21 protein-coding genes and 1 rRNA gene are annotated in these 19,902 nt (G+C 62.1%); 11 read left to right on the plus strand and 11 right to left on the minus strand.

The features are described from left to right. Together AAC029_RS15315 and AAC029_RS15320 are read right to left on the minus strand one after the other, a co-directional pair. Positions 1-497, minus strand: a 16S ribosomal RNA gene (locus tag AAC029_RS15315); the annotation flags it as partial. 988 nt (positions 498-1,485) lie between these two features. Then, complete coding sequence (locus tag AAC029_RS15320) at positions 1,486-1,914, minus strand: CBS domain-containing protein (RefSeq protein WP_339749492.1); 429 nt, start codon at positions 1,912-1,914, stop codon at positions 1,486-1,488. A gap of 163 nt (positions 1,915-2,077) precedes the next feature. Here AAC029_RS15320 and AAC029_RS15325 point away from each other — a divergent pair, with 163 nt between their 5' ends. Continuing rightward, the gene (locus AAC029_RS15325) at positions 2,078-3,400 is read left to right on the plus strand and encodes a DUF2157 domain-containing protein (protein ID WP_339749494.1); all 1,323 of its coding nucleotides are present in this window, start codon (positions 2,078-2,080) and stop codon (positions 3,398-3,400) included. After that, entirely contained in the window at positions 3,397-4,008 is a 612-nt protein-coding gene (locus AAC029_RS15330; protein WP_339749497.1) for a GDYXXLXY domain-containing protein, read from the plus strand. Before AAC029_RS15325 ends, AAC029_RS15330 begins: the two co-directional genes overlap by 4 nt. Here AAC029_RS15330 and AAC029_RS15335 read toward each other — a convergent pair whose 3' ends face one another. Next, positions 4,009-4,674, minus strand: coding sequence for a rhomboid family intramembrane serine protease (locus AAC029_RS15335; protein WP_339749500.1), 666 nt, complete (start codon positions 4,672-4,674; stop codon positions 4,009-4,011). Between the two features lie 156 nt (positions 4,675-4,830). Here AAC029_RS15335 and hfaA point away from each other — a divergent pair, with 156 nt between their 5' ends. From hfaA to AAC029_RS15355, 4 genes are all read left to right on the plus strand, one after another. After that, positions 4,831-5,268 (plus strand): holdfast anchoring protein HfaA, encoded by a 438-nt coding sequence (gene hfaA, locus AAC029_RS15340; protein ID WP_339749503.1) that lies wholly within the window; start codon positions 4,831-4,833, stop codon positions 5,266-5,268. Then, positions 5,261-6,268, plus strand: a complete 1,008-nt coding sequence (gene hfaB / locus AAC029_RS15345; RefSeq protein ID WP_339749508.1) for a holdfast anchoring protein HfaB — start codon at positions 5,261-5,263, stop codon at positions 6,266-6,268. The genes hfaA and hfaB overlap by 8 nt, the downstream gene beginning before the upstream one ends. After that, positions 6,210-7,421 (plus strand): holdfast anchor protein HfaD, encoded by a 1,212-nt coding sequence (gene hfaD / locus AAC029_RS15350; RefSeq protein ID WP_339749510.1) that lies wholly within the window; start codon positions 6,210-6,212, stop codon positions 7,419-7,421. The genes hfaB and hfaD overlap by 59 nt, the downstream gene beginning before the upstream one ends. 1,463 nt (positions 7,422-8,884) lie before the next feature. Then, complete coding sequence (locus tag AAC029_RS15355) at positions 8,885-9,592, plus strand: hypothetical protein (RefSeq protein WP_339749514.1); 708 nt, start codon at positions 8,885-8,887, stop codon at positions 9,590-9,592. Here the strand turns inward: AAC029_RS15355 and AAC029_RS15360 are convergent, their stop codons facing one another. Beyond that, positions 9,593-10,564, minus strand: coding sequence for an LLM class flavin-dependent oxidoreductase (locus AAC029_RS15360; protein ID WP_339749517.1), 972 nt, complete (start codon positions 10,562-10,564; stop codon positions 9,593-9,595). Positions 10,565-10,686: 122 nt separating this feature from the next. Here AAC029_RS15360 and AAC029_RS15365 point away from each other — a divergent pair, with 122 nt between their 5' ends. Beyond that, on the plus strand, positions 10,687-11,496 hold the full coding sequence (locus tag AAC029_RS15365; protein WP_339749518.1) for an arginine deiminase family protein: 810 nt from the start codon (positions 10,687-10,689) through the stop codon (positions 11,494-11,496). A 94-nt stretch (positions 11,497-11,590) separates the two neighbouring features. Here the strand turns inward: AAC029_RS15365 and AAC029_RS15370 are convergent, their stop codons facing one another. Continuing rightward, on the minus strand, positions 11,591-12,493 hold the full coding sequence (locus AAC029_RS15370; RefSeq protein ID WP_339749520.1) for a hypothetical protein: 903 nt from the start codon (positions 12,491-12,493) through the stop codon (positions 11,591-11,593). 196 nt (positions 12,494-12,689) lie between these two features. Here AAC029_RS15370 and AAC029_RS15375 point away from each other — a divergent pair, with 196 nt between their 5' ends. The 3 genes from AAC029_RS15375 (at position 12,690) to AAC029_RS15385 (ending at position 14,572) form a co-directional block, all read left to right on the plus strand. Further along, positions 12,690-13,250 carry a PAS domain-containing protein gene (locus AAC029_RS15375; RefSeq protein ID WP_339749522.1) on the plus strand — a complete coding sequence of 187 codons (561 nt, stop codon included), beginning with the start codon at positions 12,690-12,692 and terminating at the stop codon, positions 13,248-13,250. A 58-nt stretch (positions 13,251-13,308) separates the two neighbouring features. After that, complete coding sequence (locus AAC029_RS15380) at positions 13,309-13,932, plus strand: PilZ domain-containing protein (RefSeq protein WP_339749526.1); 624 nt, start codon at positions 13,309-13,311, stop codon at positions 13,930-13,932. 139 nt (positions 13,933-14,071) lie between these two features. Continuing rightward, entirely contained in the window at positions 14,072-14,572 is a 501-nt protein-coding gene (locus tag AAC029_RS15385) for a DUF4339 domain-containing protein (protein ID WP_339749530.1), read from the plus strand. 33 nt (positions 14,573-14,605) lie between these two features. Here the strand turns inward: AAC029_RS15385 and AAC029_RS15390 are convergent, their stop codons facing one another. Continuing rightward, positions 14,606-15,136 carry a gamma carbonic anhydrase family protein gene (locus tag AAC029_RS15390; protein WP_339749533.1) on the minus strand — a complete coding sequence of 177 codons (531 nt, stop codon included), beginning with the start codon at positions 15,134-15,136 and terminating at the stop codon, positions 14,606-14,608. A 291-nt stretch (positions 15,137-15,427) separates the two neighbouring features. Here AAC029_RS15390 and AAC029_RS15395 point away from each other — a divergent pair, with 291 nt between their 5' ends. Then, positions 15,428-16,192 carry a PhoH family protein gene (locus AAC029_RS15395; protein WP_339749535.1) on the plus strand — a complete coding sequence of 255 codons (765 nt, stop codon included), beginning with the start codon at positions 15,428-15,430 and terminating at the stop codon, positions 16,190-16,192. Between the two features lie 95 nt (positions 16,193-16,287). Here the strand turns inward: AAC029_RS15395 and AAC029_RS15400 are convergent, their stop codons facing one another. From AAC029_RS15400 to AAC029_RS15420, 5 genes are read right to left on the minus strand one after another with little or no spacing between them, the layout of a single operon-like run. Beyond that, positions 16,288-16,716: a hypothetical protein gene (locus AAC029_RS15400; RefSeq protein ID WP_339749537.1), complete on the minus strand. Its 429-nt coding sequence runs from the start codon at positions 16,714-16,716 to the stop codon at positions 16,288-16,290. Positions 16,717-16,749: 33 nt separating this feature from the next. Then, positions 16,750-17,247, minus strand: a complete 498-nt coding sequence (locus AAC029_RS15405) for a hypothetical protein (RefSeq protein WP_339749541.1) — start codon at positions 17,245-17,247, stop codon at positions 16,750-16,752. Continuing rightward, complete coding sequence (locus AAC029_RS15410) at positions 17,247-18,815, minus strand: glycine betaine ABC transporter substrate-binding protein (protein ID WP_339749543.1); 1,569 nt, start codon at positions 18,813-18,815, stop codon at positions 17,247-17,249. Before AAC029_RS15410 ends, AAC029_RS15405 begins: the two co-directional genes overlap by 1 nt. Further along, positions 18,812-19,591, minus strand: coding sequence for an ATP-binding cassette domain-containing protein (locus tag AAC029_RS15415; RefSeq protein WP_339749546.1), 780 nt, complete (start codon positions 19,589-19,591; stop codon positions 18,812-18,814). Before AAC029_RS15415 ends, AAC029_RS15410 begins: the two co-directional genes overlap by 4 nt. Then, positions 19,588-19,896, minus strand: a complete 309-nt coding sequence (locus tag AAC029_RS15420; protein WP_339749548.1) for a DUF3126 family protein — start codon at positions 19,894-19,896, stop codon at positions 19,588-19,590. The genes AAC029_RS15415 and AAC029_RS15420 overlap by 4 nt, the downstream gene beginning before the upstream one ends. Between the last annotated feature and the right edge of the window lie 6 nt (positions 19,897-19,902).

Here is a 19,902-nt window from a genome sequence, read left to right on the forward strand (position 1 = left end):
TTTACGGCGTGGACTACCAGGGTATCTAATCCTGTTTGCTCCCCACGCTTTCGCTCCTCAGCGTCAGTATCAGTCCAGTGAGCCGCCTTCGCCTCTGGTGTTCCTCCGAATATCTACGAATTTCACCTCTACACTCGGAATTCCGCTCACCTCTCCTGAACTCAAGACTGACAGTTTCAAAGGCAATTCCAAGGTTGAGCCCTGGGCTTTCACCTCTGACTTATCAATCCGCCTACGAGCGCTTTACGCCCAGTAATTCCGAACAACGCTAGCCCCCTCCGTATTACCGCGGCTGCTGGCACGGAGTTAGCCGGGGCTTCTTCTGCAGGTACCGTCATTATCTTCCCTGCTGAAAGAATTTTACAACCCTAAGGCCTTCATCATTCACGCGGCATGGCTGGATCAGGCTTTCGCCCATTGTCCAATATTCCTCACTGCTGCATGTGTTAAGCCTGCCGCCAGCGTTCGTTCTGAGCCAGAATCAAACTCTCAGGTTGAGTTTCGATCCCGACATCGCATGGCATTTTCAAATTTAACGGGATTGTGGTTCCATTCAGGCCAACCCGAAGGCTGACCAAAACGAAACTTAAATCGTCGTAGAAAAACGCTTCAGCGTTATCGGTCTCTATGGTGGTCTGACCCACCGCAGAGCGCCGCCGCCTGCGTTTCTCTTTCCAATCAACAATGTCAAAGAGCAGAACCGTCAACAACTTCCGTCGTTTGGGTCCGCGCCAGGCCGATCATTTAAAACGATCTTTCCGGCTAAGGAGGGCGGGGTTTAAGCCGCCCGGCATTTCCTGTCAACCGCTTATTCCGCTGCGTCTGCAGTGCGATGGAGCCGACCGTTTTTCTCGCGAAAACTCTCGTCAGCGTGATCCAGGTTCACACCGTATAAGCACCGAAAAGCGGAAGCTTTCCCCTCTCCGTTCCGGCCCGATCTGCTGGGCTGTCCCGGTGAGGAGGGCGGGGTTTAAGCCGCCCGGTTTTTGAAGTCAACCGCGTATCTCAGGACCGCTGCAGTTCGTGGCAACCGGATGATTTTCTTTCGAAAACTTCACCGGTCAGATCCAGGATCGAACCATTTTGGCACCGAAAGGCGGAGGCCTTCCCCTCTCTGTTTTGGCCCGGTCTTCTGGGTCATCCCGTTGAGGAGGGCGGGGTTTAGGCCGCCCGGTTTTTGAAGTCAATCGGCTATCCTCAGGAAGTGCAGAAGCTGTTTCAGCGGCCAAAACCGGCGAAAAACTTCCCGACCGTCACACCGGGGGCGCAACGAGTCACCTAAGAAAAAACGACAAGACCTCGCATAATAAACAAACGACGCTGGGGCGCAAGTGGTAAACCGCTGCGCCGGCGCCGTTGGTGAAGCGGGTTCTACAGGATGACCGTGGGGGCGCAACCCCCTGCCCGCACTTTAAGTCAGTTTTGTTTCAGCGATATCGGCATTGGCCTTACCTGCTTGGTCAAAGCAGTGCTGCAACGGCTGCATCAATACCGGATATAGTCGCGCAGGGCCTCGGTTTCCGCCTCGACCGTGGCAATTTTCGACTTTACGAGATCGCCAATCGAAACGATTCCCACCAATTGCCCCTGGTCGAGCACCGGCAAATGCCGCACCCGGCGATCAGTCATCCGCATCATGACGGTATCAATCAAATCGTCAGGCGACGCTGTCAGGAAGGCCGAGACGATGGCGCTGGCGACCGGCCGTGTCAGGGCGACGGCGCCATTGAGCGCGATCTCGCGGATAATATCGCGCTCGGACAAGACGCCGATCGGCCTGTCATGGCTGTCGCGCACCAGCAACGCGCCGATTCCGTGCGAATCCATCAAGTTCGCCGCGTCCTGCAGGGTGCCAGCTTCATCAATCGTCATGACGTCGCGGCCCTTGCCGCGCAGAATGAAGTCCATATTCATCGCAAACCTCCTCGCGGGCCTGGTTGTTTAATACCACGGAACACGCGCAAACGCATCGAATTCCTGCCTGGCCCGGGGCTGGAGGCGATGTGAATCAAACAAACATGGACAAGCCTGTAGCGCGCGGGCAGGGTTTTTCGTCATCAATCAGGGGAGCAAGACGATGGGATATCGCGCCAGACTGGCTCGCGACCTGGAGCGCTGGATTGCCGCCGGCTGGGTCGAGGCCAGCCACCGGCCGGCGATTCTCGGCGATGTCGCCGCCCAGCCCGGTCGCTGGAACGCTGCCGGTGCGCTCGCTATCTTGGGCGCCACCCTGCTGGCGATGTCGGCCTTGAGCTTTGTCGCCGCCAATTGGGACGCGATGCCGCGCCTGCTCCGCTTCGCCACCATTATTCTGGCCCTGTGGGCCTCCCTGCTCGGTGCCGGCCGCGCCTTTGACCGCAAGGCGCCCGTCATTGGCCACGCCCTGGCCTTGCTGGGGGCGGCCCTGTTCGGTGCCGCCATCATGCTGACGGCGCAGACCTTCAACCTGACCTCGTTTCGCAATACCGCCGTGCTGATCTGGGCCGTCGCCGCCGGCGGGATCGCCCTGACGCTGCCGTCGCGTCCGGTCTTGATTCTGGCGACCGGGCTCGGTGCGCTCTGGGCCGGGCTGGAGGCCCTCAATCCCTACGCACCCGGCGCGGCGGTGTGGGCCTATCTGCCGGTCTGGGGCGTCACCGCTGTGCTCGCCCACCGGATCGGCTCACGCGTCGCGCTCAACCTGCTGGCACCGGCCCTCTTCCTCTGGATCGCCCACCTGTTGTGGACGCAAGCCGCGGCCGACCGGATCGGCGAGCTGGAAGCTTTCAGTGCGGCGATCCTGATCGCGGCGAAAATCGGTCTGATCGCTGCCTGGGGCCGTGATCGCGGCATTGACGGCGGCGGCATTCTTGCGGGGTGGGGCGTAGCGCTGGCAGTGCTCGGCGCGCATCTGTTGCAATGGCCGCTGGACGAAACCACGCTGAACGATGCCGGTAGCGGCTCAGGCCTTTACGTTGCCATCGCGGTGGTCAGTCTGCTGGTGATCGCCGCCATCGCCTGGCGCCGTGTCGCCGATGGCACAGCAAGCCGCAATGCCGCCCTCACATATCTCGCCGCCGGATTGGTGGCCGCCAGCATTCCTTGGCTGGTTGAAGCCGCCACACCGGGCGGGCTGATCGCGGTGCGAATCCTGGTCGGCGCTGTCTTCTATGCCTTGTGCGTTGCGATGATCGTACAGGGGACGCGGCCCGGGCAGAGCTTGGTCGGCGGGATCGGGATTTCCGGCTTCGTGCTGCAGACCCTCTATGTGTATGCCGAAACGTTCAGCGGCCTGCTCGACACGGCGCTGTTCTTCCTGGTTGGCGGCGCGATCCTGTTCCTGCTCAGCCTGGGCATGCTGCGCCTGCGGCGGATGCGGGCCGCGGCCCTGCCCGCTGTCGATTCGGAGGACGCATCATGAGCGTCACGATTCGCCTCGCCCTGATCGCCGCCGCGATGACGGCCTTTCTCGGCTTTCTCGTTATCAGCCACGCCGCCGCACGCGGCAGCGGCACCGAAGTCGTGCTCGATGTGCGTGGCTATGATCCGCGCGACATCTTCCTGGGCCATTTCTCCCTGATCACGACTGATTTACAGCAGCTCGACGCCGCCGAACTGGACGGCGAGGATGATTTCGAGACCGGTGATCCGCTCTATGTCGTTCTGGCGCCCGGCAGCGATGGCCTCTGGCAGCCGGTCTCCCTGCACAGCCAGCGGCCCGATGCCGGCCCCTTCATCCATGGCGTCGTGCGCTCAAGCTATCGGGACGATTCGGCAATGACCGATCCCGTGACCGGCGAGGTGATCCCGACAGGATCCGCCCGCCAGATCTCGATCCGGGCGAGCTTCAATATCGAGCGCTATTATGCCTCACGCGAATTGGCGCAGCAGCTCGACGAGAGCCTGCGCACGCTCAATCCCGATGGCGACAATGGTGTGCGGTTGATCCTGTCCCTGCCGCCCAATGGCGACGCGATCATCAAGGGTTTCGAGATCGACGGCGTGCGCCGCATCGACCGGCTGTGGTGATCAGGCGCTGAAACGCGGACGGCGAGGCTCACCGAATACGGCCAGCACCAGCGGGAAGAGCACCGCGCCGGCGACCGTGCCGCCGATATGGCCGGCCCAGCTGATCGGAATCGGCAACACCATGCCGGTCAGCGCGATCAAGATATTGAAGCCGATCCAGGGCAGAGCCAGGCTCAACATGCCGCGATAGCCGCCCCGCGCCCAACCGGCCGCCGCGATGAGCCCCGACACGCCCGTCGATGCGCCGCCCATGGAGACAAGGGCATCGTGTGGCAGCAGGACTTCGAGCCCGGCACCGGCGATGGAGCAGGCGAAAAAGAGGACCAGAAAACCGGTTGTCCCTTTAAGGCCGCGGCCCAGCGCGAGGCCAACCGCGCGGCCGGCACCAATCAGCACCGCCAGATTCATCACCAGATGGAACAGGCCGAAATGGATAAAGACGTGCAGCACCAGCGGCGCGATATGGCCGAGCGGCTGGCTTGGCAAGGCTGTGCCCGCCGGCCCATCGATCACCAGGCTGGCGGCGGTGATCCACCGCCCCAGATCCGGCGCGAAGGCCGTGATCGCGGCGACCAGCAACATCGGGATGGCCAATATCAGGACACCCACCGGCATGGCATTGAAAATCGGGGTTCGGACCTGATCGTCCCGCTGCGGCACACTCACCAGTCATTCTCCTCAATATTCTGGCCCAACCGGGCACTTTCAACGTCTTAACAGAAGGTTTCCCCCAACAGGCGAACGCGGATAGGCCCGCTCGCCCGCTGGCACGCCCATTGCAAACCACCGAGGAGAGGATTGCGTTTTGAAGGACGTGAGACAATGAACACGCGCAGGATCACCATCGCCCTTGCAACCGTCATGACCGTTCTGGCCCCGGCCAGCGCGCTTGGCCAGTCCGTCTCAACGACGGCGCAATGGGAGCGCCCTTACGGCGTTGCCGGCGGGCAGGAGACGCAGGCCTGGTCCGGCGCCTCTGCCAGTGCCGGCTCGGTTGCCAGCTCGGGTGCAGCCAGCCGCAGTGCGGCGGGCAATCGTGTCATCATTGACGGCATCATCCAGACCGGTGTCGGGGTTTCGGCCCATGGCGGCCTGTTTGGCGGCGGTGTCGGTTCCGGCGCCACGGCGATCGGCAACCAGCTCAATGTCAATGTCTCCGGCCAATACAACACCGTGATCGTCAATTCCAACCAGATCAATAATGGCGACATCAACGCCAGTGCCCAGTCCGACGGCAATGTGAGTAGCGCTAATGATTAAAGCCAAAATCCTCCTCGCCTCGCTGGCGAGCGTTCTTGCCCTCACCGGCTGCGCGTCAACCGACCGCTCCGGTGCTGATGGCAATTACGTGACGCCGATCGGCAATTCGCCGGTGACGCCCAATCCGACACCCTATTCGGAAGCGCTGGTCTGCCTGGCCAATTACGCCCGCACCCACAATCTGCGCTCACCGCGGGTCGCGGTCGGACGCTTGTCGGATTATACCGGACGCGCCTCACTGGAAGGCGGCGCCGCGATCACCCAGGGTGCGTCCCTGATGGCGATTTCAGCCTTTTCCAAGGCCGGCATCCGCTTGGTCGAACGCTTCGACACCTCGATTTCCGAGCTTGAGCTGCGCTATGCCAATAATTCGCTGATCGGCAATTCCGACGGCACGCAGCGCCAGATCCGCGCCGCCTCCTTGCCAGGCTCGGATTATAATCTGGTCGGCGGCATCACCGAGCTCAATTACAATATCCGCTCCTCCGGCGTCGACGTGATGGCGGGCGACCGGATCGACAGCGATCCAACCGGCCTGTTCAGCCGTCGCATGTGGGTGATGAATATCGGCCTCGATCTGCGTCTCAACGAGACCCAGACGATGGAGACCGTCGACGTCATCTCGTATCAAAAACAGATCATCGGCCGCGAAATCAGCGCCGGCGTGTTTGCCTTCTGGGGTGATGCGGTAGTCGACATCTCCGCCGGCGGCCGCTCGCTTGAGCCGGTCCAGCTGGCCGTGCGCACCGTGATCGAACGTGCCGTGCTCGAAATCTCGGCCCAACTCTATGGCGTCGATCCATCGGCCGCCTGTGCCTATAGCGATCCAATCGGCGGCGGCGTCAGCAGCGGCCCAACCAATACGACCGGCGGCGTCAATATCGCCACAGCCTACGGCTCCAGGGAGACCTCCAATGTCCAAATGCGTCAGAGCGTGGATCATGGCCACGAGCGCCGCGATGACAGTGTGCGCACCTATCTTCGCGGACGGTACGACTGAGGTTCTCAACGGCCAGCTCAATCTGGACGCCGCAATCTCGGTAGTCGCCACCGGTGACACGCCCGCAGCCAATACCGCGACGATGACCGCCATCGGCATGGCCAATGCGCTGACCGGCGATTTCGCCACCGCGCATGATGTCACCAGCGACCAGACCTTCTCCGGTTCGGTCGCGACCTCGGCGACGACGTCGGCCGGCATCATTTATGGCACCGCGATCACGACCTCCTCGGCGATCGGCAACTCGGCCAGCCTGACGAACGACACCACGATGGATGCCAGCGCGACGCAAACCGCGCTCGACGGCTCCGCTGTGCGTTCCGACGCCAATCTCAATGTCTCCAATTACGCGATGACCTCCGTCACCACCGCGACGGCGAGCGCCAATGCCTATGGCTCGGTCTCCTATGGCGGCGACAATACGCTCGATCTGCGCCAGGATTCTGGTGCCGATGTTTCGGCCGACAGCTATGTCCTCGCCTCCGGCGGCGGGCTGGGCTGGTCTGCCTCGTCGGTCGCAGCCGCGAACGGCAATAGCGCCTCGATCGAAGGCTATTATATGGGTCCGTCGCATATCGCTGATATCGACCAGAGCAATCGCGGCGATGTCAGCGCCAGCGCCAATCTGGAAGCCGGCGGCGGCGGCGAAACGACCCAGGTCATCGCGTCGGCAAACGGCAATTCGGCCTGGATGCAGAATGAAAACGGCTATGCCCACATGCAGGGCAGCCAGGACAATTCCGGCCAGGTTGATGCGGTCGCCAACGCCGATATCGGCAATTTCGATATCGACACGGTTTCGCTTTCCGCTGAGGGCGTCGGTAATTCGGCGATCATCTCCAATATCGGTGCCGACGCCTATATGGGCCTCGACCAGACCAATAATGGCACCGTCAACGCGACCACCAATTTCACCGGCGGTGCCGGCGGTGCCGCTCTCGCCTCGGCAACAGCCTTCGGCAATGCCGCCACGACCTATGTCTGTTCGGAATGCGCCGTCACCGCCTGGGGCCGCACCAACCAGACCAATAATGCCGGCATCAATGCCAATGTCACCGGCCAGATGACCAGCGGCAGCCTCTTGTCGGGCACCGCAACGGCGATCGGCAACAGCGCGACATTCCAGAGCGTCAATCCGTATTCCGGTAACTGACCCCAAAAGGGGACAGGTATATTTAACGCGCAGTCGCGGCGGTTTGCCTATCGGGCACCGTGGTGCGAGCGCGTTAAATATACCTGTCCCCTTTTTCCGTTGCACGACAATCTCCACGCCGTTTCCGGCTGGAGGGATGGGCATTGATCAGGCGGGATGCACGGGAAGATCCGTCGAACCCTTGTCTCATTAAGCGCTTGAGTGAAAATCCGATCCTTCGGATCTTCCCGCACGCGATGTTTTTGCAGACGCCGCGACTTGTCTTGTCCAACGCTTTCTAAGCCTGCCGACCGTGTGGGCCAATTGGCCTCACCCCACCATCGCGAGGGGTAGAAAGGCCCTGTCGGGACGTCACCCCCGGTCGCGCCAATCCGCCCGTTCAAACCCTTCTCTTTTACCGTCCGGCCGTGGCCGGGATCAGGGTCTGGGCACCGTCAGTGGGCGAGCCTCCAGGATCGCCGTCTCTCTCGTCCGCTCTTTCATGGTCCGGGACCGTTATTTCCCGTCCACTCGAGGCATCGCACGGCCACCACATCACCAGACGGTCTAGAAACGCCCCGCTCGGCAGCCGATGCGGGGATTATGGACGCGCGTGACGAGGGTGGGGATAAGATCACTCAAAATTCGTCATCCCGACGAAAGTCGGGACCTCGATTTCATAGGCTCCGCACGTGTCACGCGAGGTCCCGGCGTTCGCCGGGATGACGGGGGGTAGTTGTGAGATGTGGGGGATAAGCGCCCTACCGCCTACCGTCGCACCCGCCATCCTCACCAGCTCCGACCGCTTCGCGGCCACCTCTTCCATCAAGGAAGAGGAGGGAGGCGGGCAAGTCGTCAGCGATAATCACCCTCCTCTTCCTTGATGGAAGAGGTGCGCCGGACGAAGTCCGGGGCGGAGCTGGTGACCGCCTCGCAGGGCGGATTGCGGGAAAATACCAACTTTCCTGTTAAAATTCAAAACCTTGTCATCCCTGACGGATGCCCCGCGAAGGCGGGGCGCAGATCAGGGACCCAGACGCGCCATGGCGAAGCTTTTCACGCTCGGACGGTGAGGCTGACGGAGATTTGTCAGGCGTCTGGGTCCCTGATCTACGCCCGGACCGCTTCGCGTCCGGGCATCCGTCAGGGATGACAACGCGTTGTTATTTTTGGGTAGGAGATGTGGCCGCCACGCGGGCCACAGCGCGCCCTGAAACCCATGCCTGGATCCAGCCAGAGCGGCGTTGAGCCGTCAAGGGGCATGCCCGCTCAGCGGCGCCTCCGGCGCCCTTGACGGCTCAACGCCGCTCTGGCGCACTGGCTGGCAAGGGATTTAGGGGTGGGAGCGGGTGGGAAGGCCAACGATGCACTCGACAAGAGCAGAGGCCGCGCATAGTGAAAGCAATGCAGCCTCCGATAGAATATCAATGGCACACCGCGCCGGGAATCCCTCTCGGCTAGTCAGCCCGCCCTTGGAGAGATGATTGGAAGATCCCGAAATCACAAAATCCGCCCTCATTGCCGGCTTCACTCTCGCTGATTCACTTCGATGGTTCGTCAACTTCATCGTGACCGTAGGTGTCGGTGTCACCGGCGCTATTATTGGTGCGCGTGCTACGGCAACCGCCAATGCTCAGCTCGAGCGAGAAAAGAGGGAACTGGATACACGTGCGGAAATCGCACAAAAACTCACGCGGATTGCGTACTACTTTGTAGTCAGCGCTGGCCATGTGGAGATGACTGCGAAGGCGCTCAATATGCAGTCGCCCCCGGGCAAAGATCATGAGTGGCTTGGCGCGATGACTGCGGCAACGCGGCCAGTTGCCTATGCAGGGCCGTCGCCATTGCCAGCCGCAGAAGATTTGGGCGTGTTTGCCGCGATCAGCAGACTGGAAATATCCGACCGAATTGTGGAACTGGACCGATTTTGTCAAAACTTGAAAGGCAGTGTCGAAGAATACAAGGAATTCCGAAAGGAAGCGTTCGACGAGATGCGGAGTTCTCAAGACTGCCAGTGGGGTACAGCATCCGTTTCTTCCGACAGCGCCGCGCACACCTTGCGTCTAGTGGCCATCGAGGTGTCCAAGTGCATGAAGGAGCTCGCCCCCGACCTCGAAGCGGCGTTAGTGGAAATCACTGAAGCCGTTGGCATCGACCGTCGCGCCCTCCCTGGCATTGTCCCTGTACTCTAATCACCCCGCCATAATCTCCAGCGACCGCAGCCGCGCCGCGTGCTCATAAATGTCCGACACCACAATCAGCTCATCCGCCCCGGTGCGCGCCACCAGCGCCTCGATCCCGGCCCGAACCGTCTCCGGCCCGCCATGAATGGAGACGCTCATCATCTGCTGGACATGGGCTTTCTCGGCGGGGGACCAATAGGTCTCGATATCGTCGATGGGGGGCTGGCTGAGGCCGCGGGTGCCGCGGATCATGTTAGTGAAGCTCATTTGCTGGGTGGTGGCGAGGCGGCGCGCTTCGGCATCGGTGTCGGCGGCGATGATGTTGACCCCGACCATGGCGTGGGGCTTGGCCAGCTGGGCGGAGGGTTTGAAGCGGGTGCGGTAGGATTCCAGCGCCGGGATCAGGGCGGCGGGGGCGAAATGGGAGGCGAAGGCATAGGGCAGACCGAGCTCGGCGGCGAGTTGGGCCCCGAACAGGCTCGAGCCGAGGATCCAGAGCGGGACCTCGGTGCCGGCGCCGGGGATCGCCTGAATGGTCTGGTCCGGCTGGGACGGGGCGAGCCAAGCCTGCAATTCGAGCACATCCTGGGGGAAGCGGTCATCGGAGCCGGGCGTCCGCCGCAGCGCCCTGACGGTCGCCTGGTCGGTGCCCGGCGCGCGGCCAAGGCCCAGATCGATGCGGCCGGGATAGAGGCTCGCCAGAGTGCCAAATTGTTCGGCGATGATATAGGGCGCGTGATTGGGCAGCATGATGCCGCCGGCGCCGACGCGGATATTGTTGGTGCCCGCCGCGATATGGGCGATGGCGAGCGAGGTCGCAGCGCTGGCGATGCCGGCGAAGTTATGGTGCTCGGCAATCCAGATCCGCTCAAAGCCCCACTGCTCGGCATGGACCGCAACATCGCGGGCCCGATCCAGCGCGGCGCGGATATCGCCGTCTTGGGTGACACGGGCGAGTTCGAGAATGGAAAGGGGGATCATGAGGTCGGCCTTGCGTGGGGAGGAAAAGGGGACAGGTATATTTAACGCCATGCGCAATGTAAGCGCTTGCACACAAGATTGCGGCGTTAAATATACCTGTCCCCTTTTCCGGAGCCGATCCCATGCCCCTCGCCCGTCCCGTTTATCGCTTCAATGCTGCGCTGGTGCGCGAGCCTTCCGCCTCTGTGGTGCAGGGCCTGCGCGCCGTGGATCAGGGCGATCCGAGTGCTCAGGGCGTCGCGGCTGAACATGCGGCTTATCTCGACGCGCTGGAGGCGGCCGGGTTGGCGGTGACGGTTCTGCCACCGCTGGAAGCGTTTCCCGATTCGGTGTTTGTGGAAGATCCGGCGCTGGTGTTTTCCGGCGGTGCGATCCTGCTGCGGCCGGGCCATCCGGCACGGCGCGGCGAGACGGCCCTGCTCGCCCCCGCCTTGCGCAAGCGATTCGAGACGGTGCTGGAATTGCCGGGCAAGGGCTTTGCCGATGGCGGCGATGTGCTGGTGACGCCGGACCATGTATTGATCGGACTGTCAGCGCGCACCAACGCGGCCGGGGCCGGGGCGCTCGGGGCCTGTTTGACCAAGCTGGGCCATGCCTCGAGAACCGTGACGACGCCGCCCGGCGTGTTGCATTTCAAGACAGATTGCTCGCTGATCGAGGAAAACTGCATCCTCACCACCGCCCGCTTGGCGGCCTGTGGCGTGTTCGATGATTTCGAAACCCTGATTATTCCCGATGGCGAAGAGGCGGCGGCCAATGCCTTGCGGATCAATGATGTCGTTCTGGTCGGGGCGCAATTTCCACGCACGATCGAGATGCTCGACCAGTCCGGCTATCAGGTGGTGGCGCTGGAGACGACGCAGATCGGCCGTATCGATGCCGGCCTGTCCTGCATGTCACTGCGCTGGTTCGACGAAACGCTCGAGAGCTGAGCGGCATAGAGCCCCGGATTTCAGGCAAAAAAAGGCCCCGGTCTTGTGAACCGGGGCCAGGCCATGCCGAGTGGCATGTGAGTGTCTGTTTCCGTTACCGGTAACCGCCAACGCCGCCATCAAGCATCAGGGTCATCGAGCTCAGGCGCACAGCTTCACGGCTGCGTTCATGGCGGACCTGTTCGGTGTAATGTTCCTCGCGGCGCATGAAGACCAGCTTGGTGCCAGGACCATACATGCGAAGCAGCGAGCGCTCATTGCAATTGCGGCGTGGCTCTTGGGTGGCGCAAACCAGGCTGCCACCGGGGCTGTGGCGCAGGGCCTCGCCCTTGCGGCACATGATGGTCGGGGCATCGGTCCAGACATCCTGTCCGTCCTGGCGCCAGCCAATCGTCGTCTGCATCGCCGTGCCGGCAACACAGCGATAAACCTCGCCGTCAAAGGTCGCAGTAACGCGGTCGGCATTGTCGACGCGCGATGCCGGATGCGGTGTGCCGGTATCGTCGACGCAGACGGCGCGCACGAGGCGCCATTCCTCAACCCAGCGCGAGCGTTGCTCTTCGCTGTATTCGTATTCAGCTTCCTGCTCCAAACCGGTGACATTGAGACCGGTGATCGCGGTTGCCGCCGGAGCGGTGGTATAAGGTGTGTAGCTGCCGCCACCGATAAAGGTCATCGCACCGGCGCCGGCACCCGCTCCAGCGCGCGAACCGGCATTGGCCGTCGCGTTTGACGAGGCATCGACATTGGTCGTCACATTGGTCGTGACATTAACGCGCGTCGAGACATTGACGCCGACATTGATATTGCCGCCGTGAATATTGATGTTGGGCACATTGACCGTGTGACCGCCGCCATGATTGCAACAGGAAGGCGGCGGTGGCGGTGTGCAGTTACACCCGTCCGCAAGCGCACGCTCCGGCGCGACCGGGCTGATACACAAAACGAATGCCGCACTCGCCAAAGCGAGAAAACCGTGCCGGGCTGATACGCGCATGGTCATGCTCCTTCTATCCTCACCCCGACACTGCAAGCGGCGGGCCGTTTTCCCCGAACAGGCGACTCCCGCCCCCGGCGAGCGTATTTGCGGCATTTCTCCAGTTGCGCGTATGGCCCCGATCTTGAAACCCCAACCCAAGCGAGTGCGGCGGTTATGCCTGCTGGCAGACTGATCGAGCCGTTTGGAGAATGAGATGCGCCACGCGCAATCGAAAGCCTTACACGCCTATTGGCAGGCCCGTCGCTTTGGCGGCGCGGCGCCGTATCGCGCAGATATCGAACCGCAGGATATCGCTGCTCTGCTCGGTCATGTTTTCATTCTGGGACGTATCGATCCGCAACATCATGTCTTCCGGCTCGCCGGCACCAGCCTGTGCGCACTGTATCAACGCGAGTTTCGCGACCAGAACTTCCTCAGCCTGTGGCGCGGACATGATGCGACCCATATCCAGGCCGCGCTCGAAGCCTCGCTCGGCGGGGTCTCTCCGGCCTCGGTGATCGCACGGGCAACGACCATGGACATGAATCAGATCCAGGTTGAAGTCTGCTTCCTGCCGCTGCGCGGTCCGGACGGTCTGGTCGACCGGACACTGGGCCTGTTCCAGCCACTTGAGCCGATTGAGACGCTGCGCGGGCGTCCCATCATCCGTACCAGCCTGCGCGAAGTGCGCCCGCCAGCCAATCCGGGCTTCCTGTTTCCGCCGCGGGCACGGCCCGATTCGCGGCTGTCTGTGATGATCGCCAACGATCAGTAGCTGAAAACACTTCTTAACCGCTGCCGCCTATGCTCGATCGGTGCAGGAGGTTTGCGCCATGCAGCAGGAAACCGGACGGTTGGACCGCCGCAAAATCAGGATCGCAGCCCGCGGCGCCCAGGAACGGCGCCGGCATACTCGCGTTCTGCTACAGCTGCACGGTCGGTTCTGGTCGGAGACACTGGGCGAGCACGCCTGCACCCTGGTGGATATTTCACCGGGCGGCGCCCGTGTGATCTCGCGCGCGCCGCCAACCGCCAATGCCAAAATCATCCTGATGATCACCAGTATCGGCCGCATCGAAGGTACAATTGTGCGCGTTGAGGGTGCGGAATTTTCGGTCCGCTTCAATGCCACCTCGCGCAAGCGCGACAAGCTGGCCGACACCATCACCTGGCGTTTCAACAAGGACCGGCTCGGTCTGGAAGAAGATCGTACCGCTGCGCGCAAGCCCGGGCGCGGCCGCGCCCGCATCCTGCTCAATGACGGCGTGGTGATCCAGGCCAATGTGCTGGACGTCTCGGTGACCGGCGCCGCCTTCGAATGCCTCGAAAGGCCCCGTCTGGGCGAATTGCTACGTGTGGGTGAAATGACAGGCTGTGTGGCTCGTATTCTGGACAATGGCTTCGCGGTCGTGTTCGATCCCCCTGACGCTGAGAAAAAGAGTAGCGAAGCCGCCTGATCGACGCCCCATTTGAATTCAAGTCGTGTTTCCCCGGCAATCTCGCCGGGGTGGCCCGATTTTTGCCCCATCCGGGCTATAGGAAGTAGTTGTGGAAGTGCGAGAAAGAACCGAAATGCCTCGCGATGACGGAATTGCAATGTCCTGGTTTGTAAAAGTCGAAGGCCGCGTTTACGGCCCTTATACGCCGCCGCAGATGAAGGCTTTCGTCAGCGAAGGCCGGATTGCGGCCCATTCCCAGGTCTCCAATGCGCGTGATGAAGGCTGGTGCGCCGCGTCTGAAGTGGACGAATTCACCAGCTGGATCGCCGACAATTCCGGCGGCCCCGCCCCGGAAAAGCGTGTCACAGCAGGCGTTCGCCCGGCTAACTTCGTGATCGTGACGGAAATCCAGTCGGAAGCCGGCCCGGAATTTCGCACCGCGCTCACCGCCTATGGCGAGCTGGAACAGATCACGCCCGGCACTTGGCTGCTGCGCGGGCCGACGACGGCCGCCGTGCTTCGCAATGAGCTCAGCCACATCCTCGATCGCGATGATCGGCTGCTGATTATCGACGCCACCCATGATCGCGCCGCCTGGTTCAATCTGGGACGCGATGCCGACGAAAACATCCGCAATCTCTGGGGCCGCGCTAATTAGGCACGGCTCCCACTGGATTGAAGGCGCGCTCGGTTAGTCGATTCGGCGCAGCTCGCGTTTATGGCGCTGCCAATTCTCGACATAATGATCGGCCGAAGCCTTCAATATCTCCGCCATGTCCTCGCCCAGCGTCTTCATGACGCGGCCGGGCGCGCCGACGACCAGTGAATTGTCGGGAATCACCTTGCCCTCGGTGATCAGGGCATGGGCGCCGATGATGCAGTTTTTCCCGATCACGGCACCGTTGAGAATGGTTGAGCCGATCCCGACCAGCGAATAATCGCCAACCGTGCATCCGTGCAACATCGCGCGATGACCGATCGTCACGCCCTTGCCGATTGTCAGCGGCGCGCCGATATCGGTGTGCAGGACGGAGAGATCCTGGACATTGGAATCCTCACCGATTTCAATCGGATCATTGTCCCCACGCACCACGGCACCATACCAGACACTGGCGTTTTTTCGCAGGATCACACGCCCGATCACGCAGGCATCCGGCGCCACCCAATACTGGCCACCAGCGGGAAGGTCCGGTTGAGAATCACCCAATGCATAAATGGCCATGTCTGTCTCCGTGTTGAATTTCGTGAAATGGGCGCGTCGCGGGCGTTGAGACTCTGTTCATCACGCTACACTCACACTGTAGCTGCGATTCGGGGTGCTGCCTCGCAATCGTTTCGGTAACTCCGGACGGAAGGCCCGATCAGACGTCATGGACAGTCTGCACCCAAGCCCACCTGAATATGGCGCTGCCGCGCCCTGCCTGCCGGAGTTTTCCGAAGCCTCCCTATCGCAACAACCCTGTCGCCCCTCTGCCCTTGGCCGAGGGGTTTTTCATGTGTGGAGATCCGAGCCATGACTAAACGTATCGTCAAACGTCGCACGCGCACCGGTGAATTCAACGCAGCCCACTACCAGACCGAAGAAACCAAGGTCCGCGCCCTCTTTCCCGGCACCAAATGGAGCCCGGAAACGCGCGACCCCATGCGCGACCAGCGATACGTCAAGAACGTCAAACCACGCTCGGAAGGCCAGGCGGTGCTGATGAAGGCGGTCGACGAGCACAATCTCGTCCTCGCCCTCGGGCCGGCCGGCACCGGCAAGACCTATCTCGCCGTCGCCAAGGCGGTCGAAGCGCTCGAAGCCGGATCGGTCAGCCGGATCGTCCTCTCACGGCCCGCCGTCGAAGCCGGCGAATCGATCGGTTTCCTGCCCGGCGCGATGGAGGAAAAACTCGCCCCCTACCTGCGCCCGCTCTATGACGCCCTCGCCGACCGGCTCTCGCCGAAGCGCCTGCAGGCGATGATGCAGGAGGGCCTGATCGAGATCGCCCCGATCGGCTATATGCGCGGACGCACGCTCAACAATGCCTTCGTCGTCGTCGACGAGGCGCAGAACTGCACCTATGTGCAGCTCAAAATGCTGCTGACGCGGCTGGGCTGGAACGCGACAATGGTCGTCACCGGCGACCCGGCACAATCGGACCTTCTGCCCGGCATGTCCGGGCTTGGCATCATCGCCGACAAGCTGGAACCGCTTGAGGATATCGCCGTCTGCCGGCTGGCCGCGGAAGATATCGTGCGCCATCCACTGGTGGCGACGATGCTGACAGTGCTGTAGCGGCTGCAGGGCTGGGTAATTGGACGGCGCTTGCTCTCACGGCCGGCGCCGTTTTCAATCAATGCCTGTTTCTCCTGAGCGATTCGACGTGATGTTCAACGCAACACACCACGCCCACGCAAATCCCAACCCAGCAACACAATGATCGCCTGCAAGACGAGTTCATATGCACCACCGACGAAATTGTCGAAGACCAAGTTGAACGTCAACCCAATCCAGTCGAGGCGGCCAACAATAAAGGCCAACGCTAGAAACCAGACCGCCGCTGCCTTGCGCCACAGGATCAGGAAATAGCCAACCGAATACAAAAAGGTGAAAACGAGTATTGCGATCAGATTGAATTCCGACTCGCTACGCAGGAATGCCGCAAGATCGAAGTTGACCAGCATATCGGGCCATAAGCCCAGCCGCCCCAGGACTTCCAGTCCAAGCCAATAAATGGTGTAAAACATCTGAAGCGTGGCAAGCATCACGAGAATTCGAAAGAGATTTTTTTCCCAACGCCCGTGCAATATCCCCGTCATCACGGCACCTGCCTCCTGATCGCTGCCGGCAGTTCAGTGCACGGTCACCGGCATTGTCCGATACTTCACCAGCATCCGCAACGTCAGACTGTTCACTTCGCCCGAATGCAACCCCAGGAGCGGCATGTCCCGCGTCGCGCGTTCGCGAACGCGGCGGGCACGCAGATATTGCACCATGACGAAGCCGGCGATCACGCCATAGGCGGCGTATTCCATGATCCCGTACCAATTGGGCATGAATATCCAGACCAGGAAGGCGGCGATGGCCGCGAAGATGATGTCGAGCGGCCAGCCTTCGGAGGCGGTGAAGAAAGCCAGCGTCGGGAAGATCGAGCGGTCGATATCGCCTTCCGGATCGATCTTCGCCAGCAAGGTTTCGAATTCAGCCGACTGGGTCGTATAGCTGCGATTGAGCTCGGTTTCCGGTGTGTATTCCGGCGCATGCGAGGGCAGGTCGCGATTCATCAGGGCGCAGGCGCGCATCAGCCACTCATCGTCCTGCAGGCGGCCATGGCCGACATATCCCGCCATTACTGATCCCCAATCTGGTCGGCAAGCCAGGCGGCGGCCTGGATCGGCGTCTGGTGATCCAGATCGACCCGTCGATTGGCACCGCGCATGGCGTCGCCGTCAATCGCGCCAACCAGCGGACCGAGCGCCTCGGCCAGGCCGGGCAAGGCGGCCGCACGGGGAGAAAGCAGGATCACCGCATCATAGGGCGGCAGGATGTGGGCCGGATCGTCCAGCAGCACCAGATCATAGGCCGCGATGCGGCCATCCGTGGTGTAGGCGCTGATCAAATCGACCTGACCGTCACGCACCGCGCCATACATGAAGGTGGAATCCATCGCCCGCGTCTGCATCGCGCCGAGACCATAGGTATCGCGGGCGCCAATCCATTCGGATCGTGCAAAAACCTCCGGATCGCCGCCAATTGTGAGCTCGCCCGCGAGCGGGCCGAGATCGGCCAGGCTGGTGACGCCCAATTCAGCGGCCCGGGCGCGGGTCATCGCGAATCCATAGGCGTTTTCAAAGCCGAGCCGTCCGAGGGTGAGAATACCGTCGCGCTGGTGCAGCCAGGCCGTCATCTCGGCGAGCATCAAATGGCGCTCTGCCGCATGTTCGCGTTGCATCACGGTGGCCCAGATCGTGCCGGTGTAATCGACATAGACATCGATCTCGCCAGAGCGCAGCGCATCAAAGGCGATGGTCGAGCCAAGATTGTCGCGGCGCTCGACGGTGGCGCCGGCATCTTCGAGCACATCCTGCATCAGGGCGGCGAGGATATATTGTTCGGTAAAGGCCTTGGCGCCGATGCGGATCGTCTGGCCGGCCAGGGTCGCAGGCCCCGTGGACGCACGGCTCTCGCTCGTCGCCGAAACAGCGGCCGGGCTCGATGCCGGGATCATCGCCGGCACAACCGACAGGCCAACCACCAGCGCCAAAGCCACACCAACCCCGCCCGCCAGGCCACGCCGTCGGGTCCGCGCTGCGAGTTCCAGCAGGCGGATCATCTGGTCGAACACGATCGCCAGACCGGCCGCGAAGACGCAGCCGAACAGGACTGAGAGCCAATTGCGCGTCTGCAGGCCGGCGAAGATGTAATTACCCAGGCTGGACGCCCCGACCAGCGTTGCCAGCGTTGCTGATCCGACCACCCAGACCACAGAGGTGCGCAGCCCGGCGACGATCACCGGCAGTGAGAGCGGCAGTTCGACCCGCCACAGGCGCTGCGACGCGGTCATGCCCAGACCGCGCGCGGCTTCGCGCACACCGGCATCGACGCCCTGCAGCCCGACGATCGTATTGCGCAGAATCGGCAGGATCGAATACAGCATCAGCGCCAGAAAAGCTGGCCAATAGCCGATCATCCCGCCCAGCAGCGGCACCATCAAAGCCAGCAGGGCGAGGCCGGGAATCGTCTGGATGACCCCGGCGATATTGAGCACGCTGCCAGCCAAGCGTGGCCGCGAGGCGGCGTAGATCCCCAGCGGCACGCTGATTGCCATCCCCACGATGATCGCTGCCAGCGACAGCAGGACATGCCCGGAGAGCAAATTCGGCAGTTCGGCCCAGCGCTCGGCGAAATTCTCGCTCATGCCTCCAGCTCCGCGATCCGGCGCATCTGGCGGCGCGGCGTTTCCAGCAGCGCGGCGACATAGTCATCGGCCGGGGATTTGAGCAATTCGCCCGGCGTTCCGCTCTGCACGATCAACCCGTCGCGCATCACCGCGACGCGGTCGGCCATGATCAGCGCCTCGGCCATGTCATGCGTGACCATCAAGGTTGAAAAGCCGAGCTGCGTCTGCAGGGCCATGAAATCCTGTTGCAGCCCGTCGCGGGTGATCGGATCGAGCGCGCCGAAAGGCTCATCCATCAACAACAAGTCAGGCTTGCCGGCCAAGGCGCGGGCAAAGCCGACGCGCTGGCGCTGGCCGCCCGACAGGGCGTCGGGATAGCGGCCGGCGAATTCGGCGTAATCGAGGCGGACCAGTTCGAGCATCTCGCGGACACGTGCCGTGACTGCCGCCTCATCCCAGCCGAGCAGGCGCGGCACGATCGCGACATTGCCGGCAACGGTATAGTGGGGAAACAGACCATCGCCCTGCATCACCCAGCCCATCGAGCGGCGCAGCACCACCGGGTCGAGGGTGGCGATATCCTGGCCCTCATACAAAATCGAACCGCCCGAAGTTTCCTCCAGGCGGTTGATCAGTTTGAGCATGGTGGTTTTGCCGCAGCCCGATGATCCGGCCAGGGCCAGCAATTGGCCGCGCTCCAGGCTCAGATCGACGCCGGCAACCGCGCGAATATCGCCCGGATAGGTCTTGGTGACCTGCCGGGCTTCAAGCACAGTCGTCGGCGGTTCGATCAAAGCTCTTCCAGGTCAATGTCCAGGATGGTGATTTCGAACGCATAGGATGTCTCGCCTTCGTCGATGATCTTGGCGACGACGCCGAGACATTCGTCACCGATATGAATTTCGGCGCATTCGTCCGGGCGGTTGCGGCATTGCACCGCCATGTCCGGGTTCAGCTTGTTGCGCAGGAAGCGTTGCAGTTTCGCGGCTTCGCCTGCGGTCATGTTCTTGTTCACGATGTCTCTCCGGTCGGGGGATTCGAATTGGCGACAAATAAGCCCATGCAAGGGGGGTGCGTCCAGTGCGATGCCTGCGATCATCGGCGC

Source organism: uncultured Maricaulis sp., from assembly GCF_963975345.1.
In the GTDB taxonomy this organism is placed as follows: Bacteria; Pseudomonadota; Alphaproteobacteria; order Caulobacterales; family Maricaulaceae; genus Maricaulis.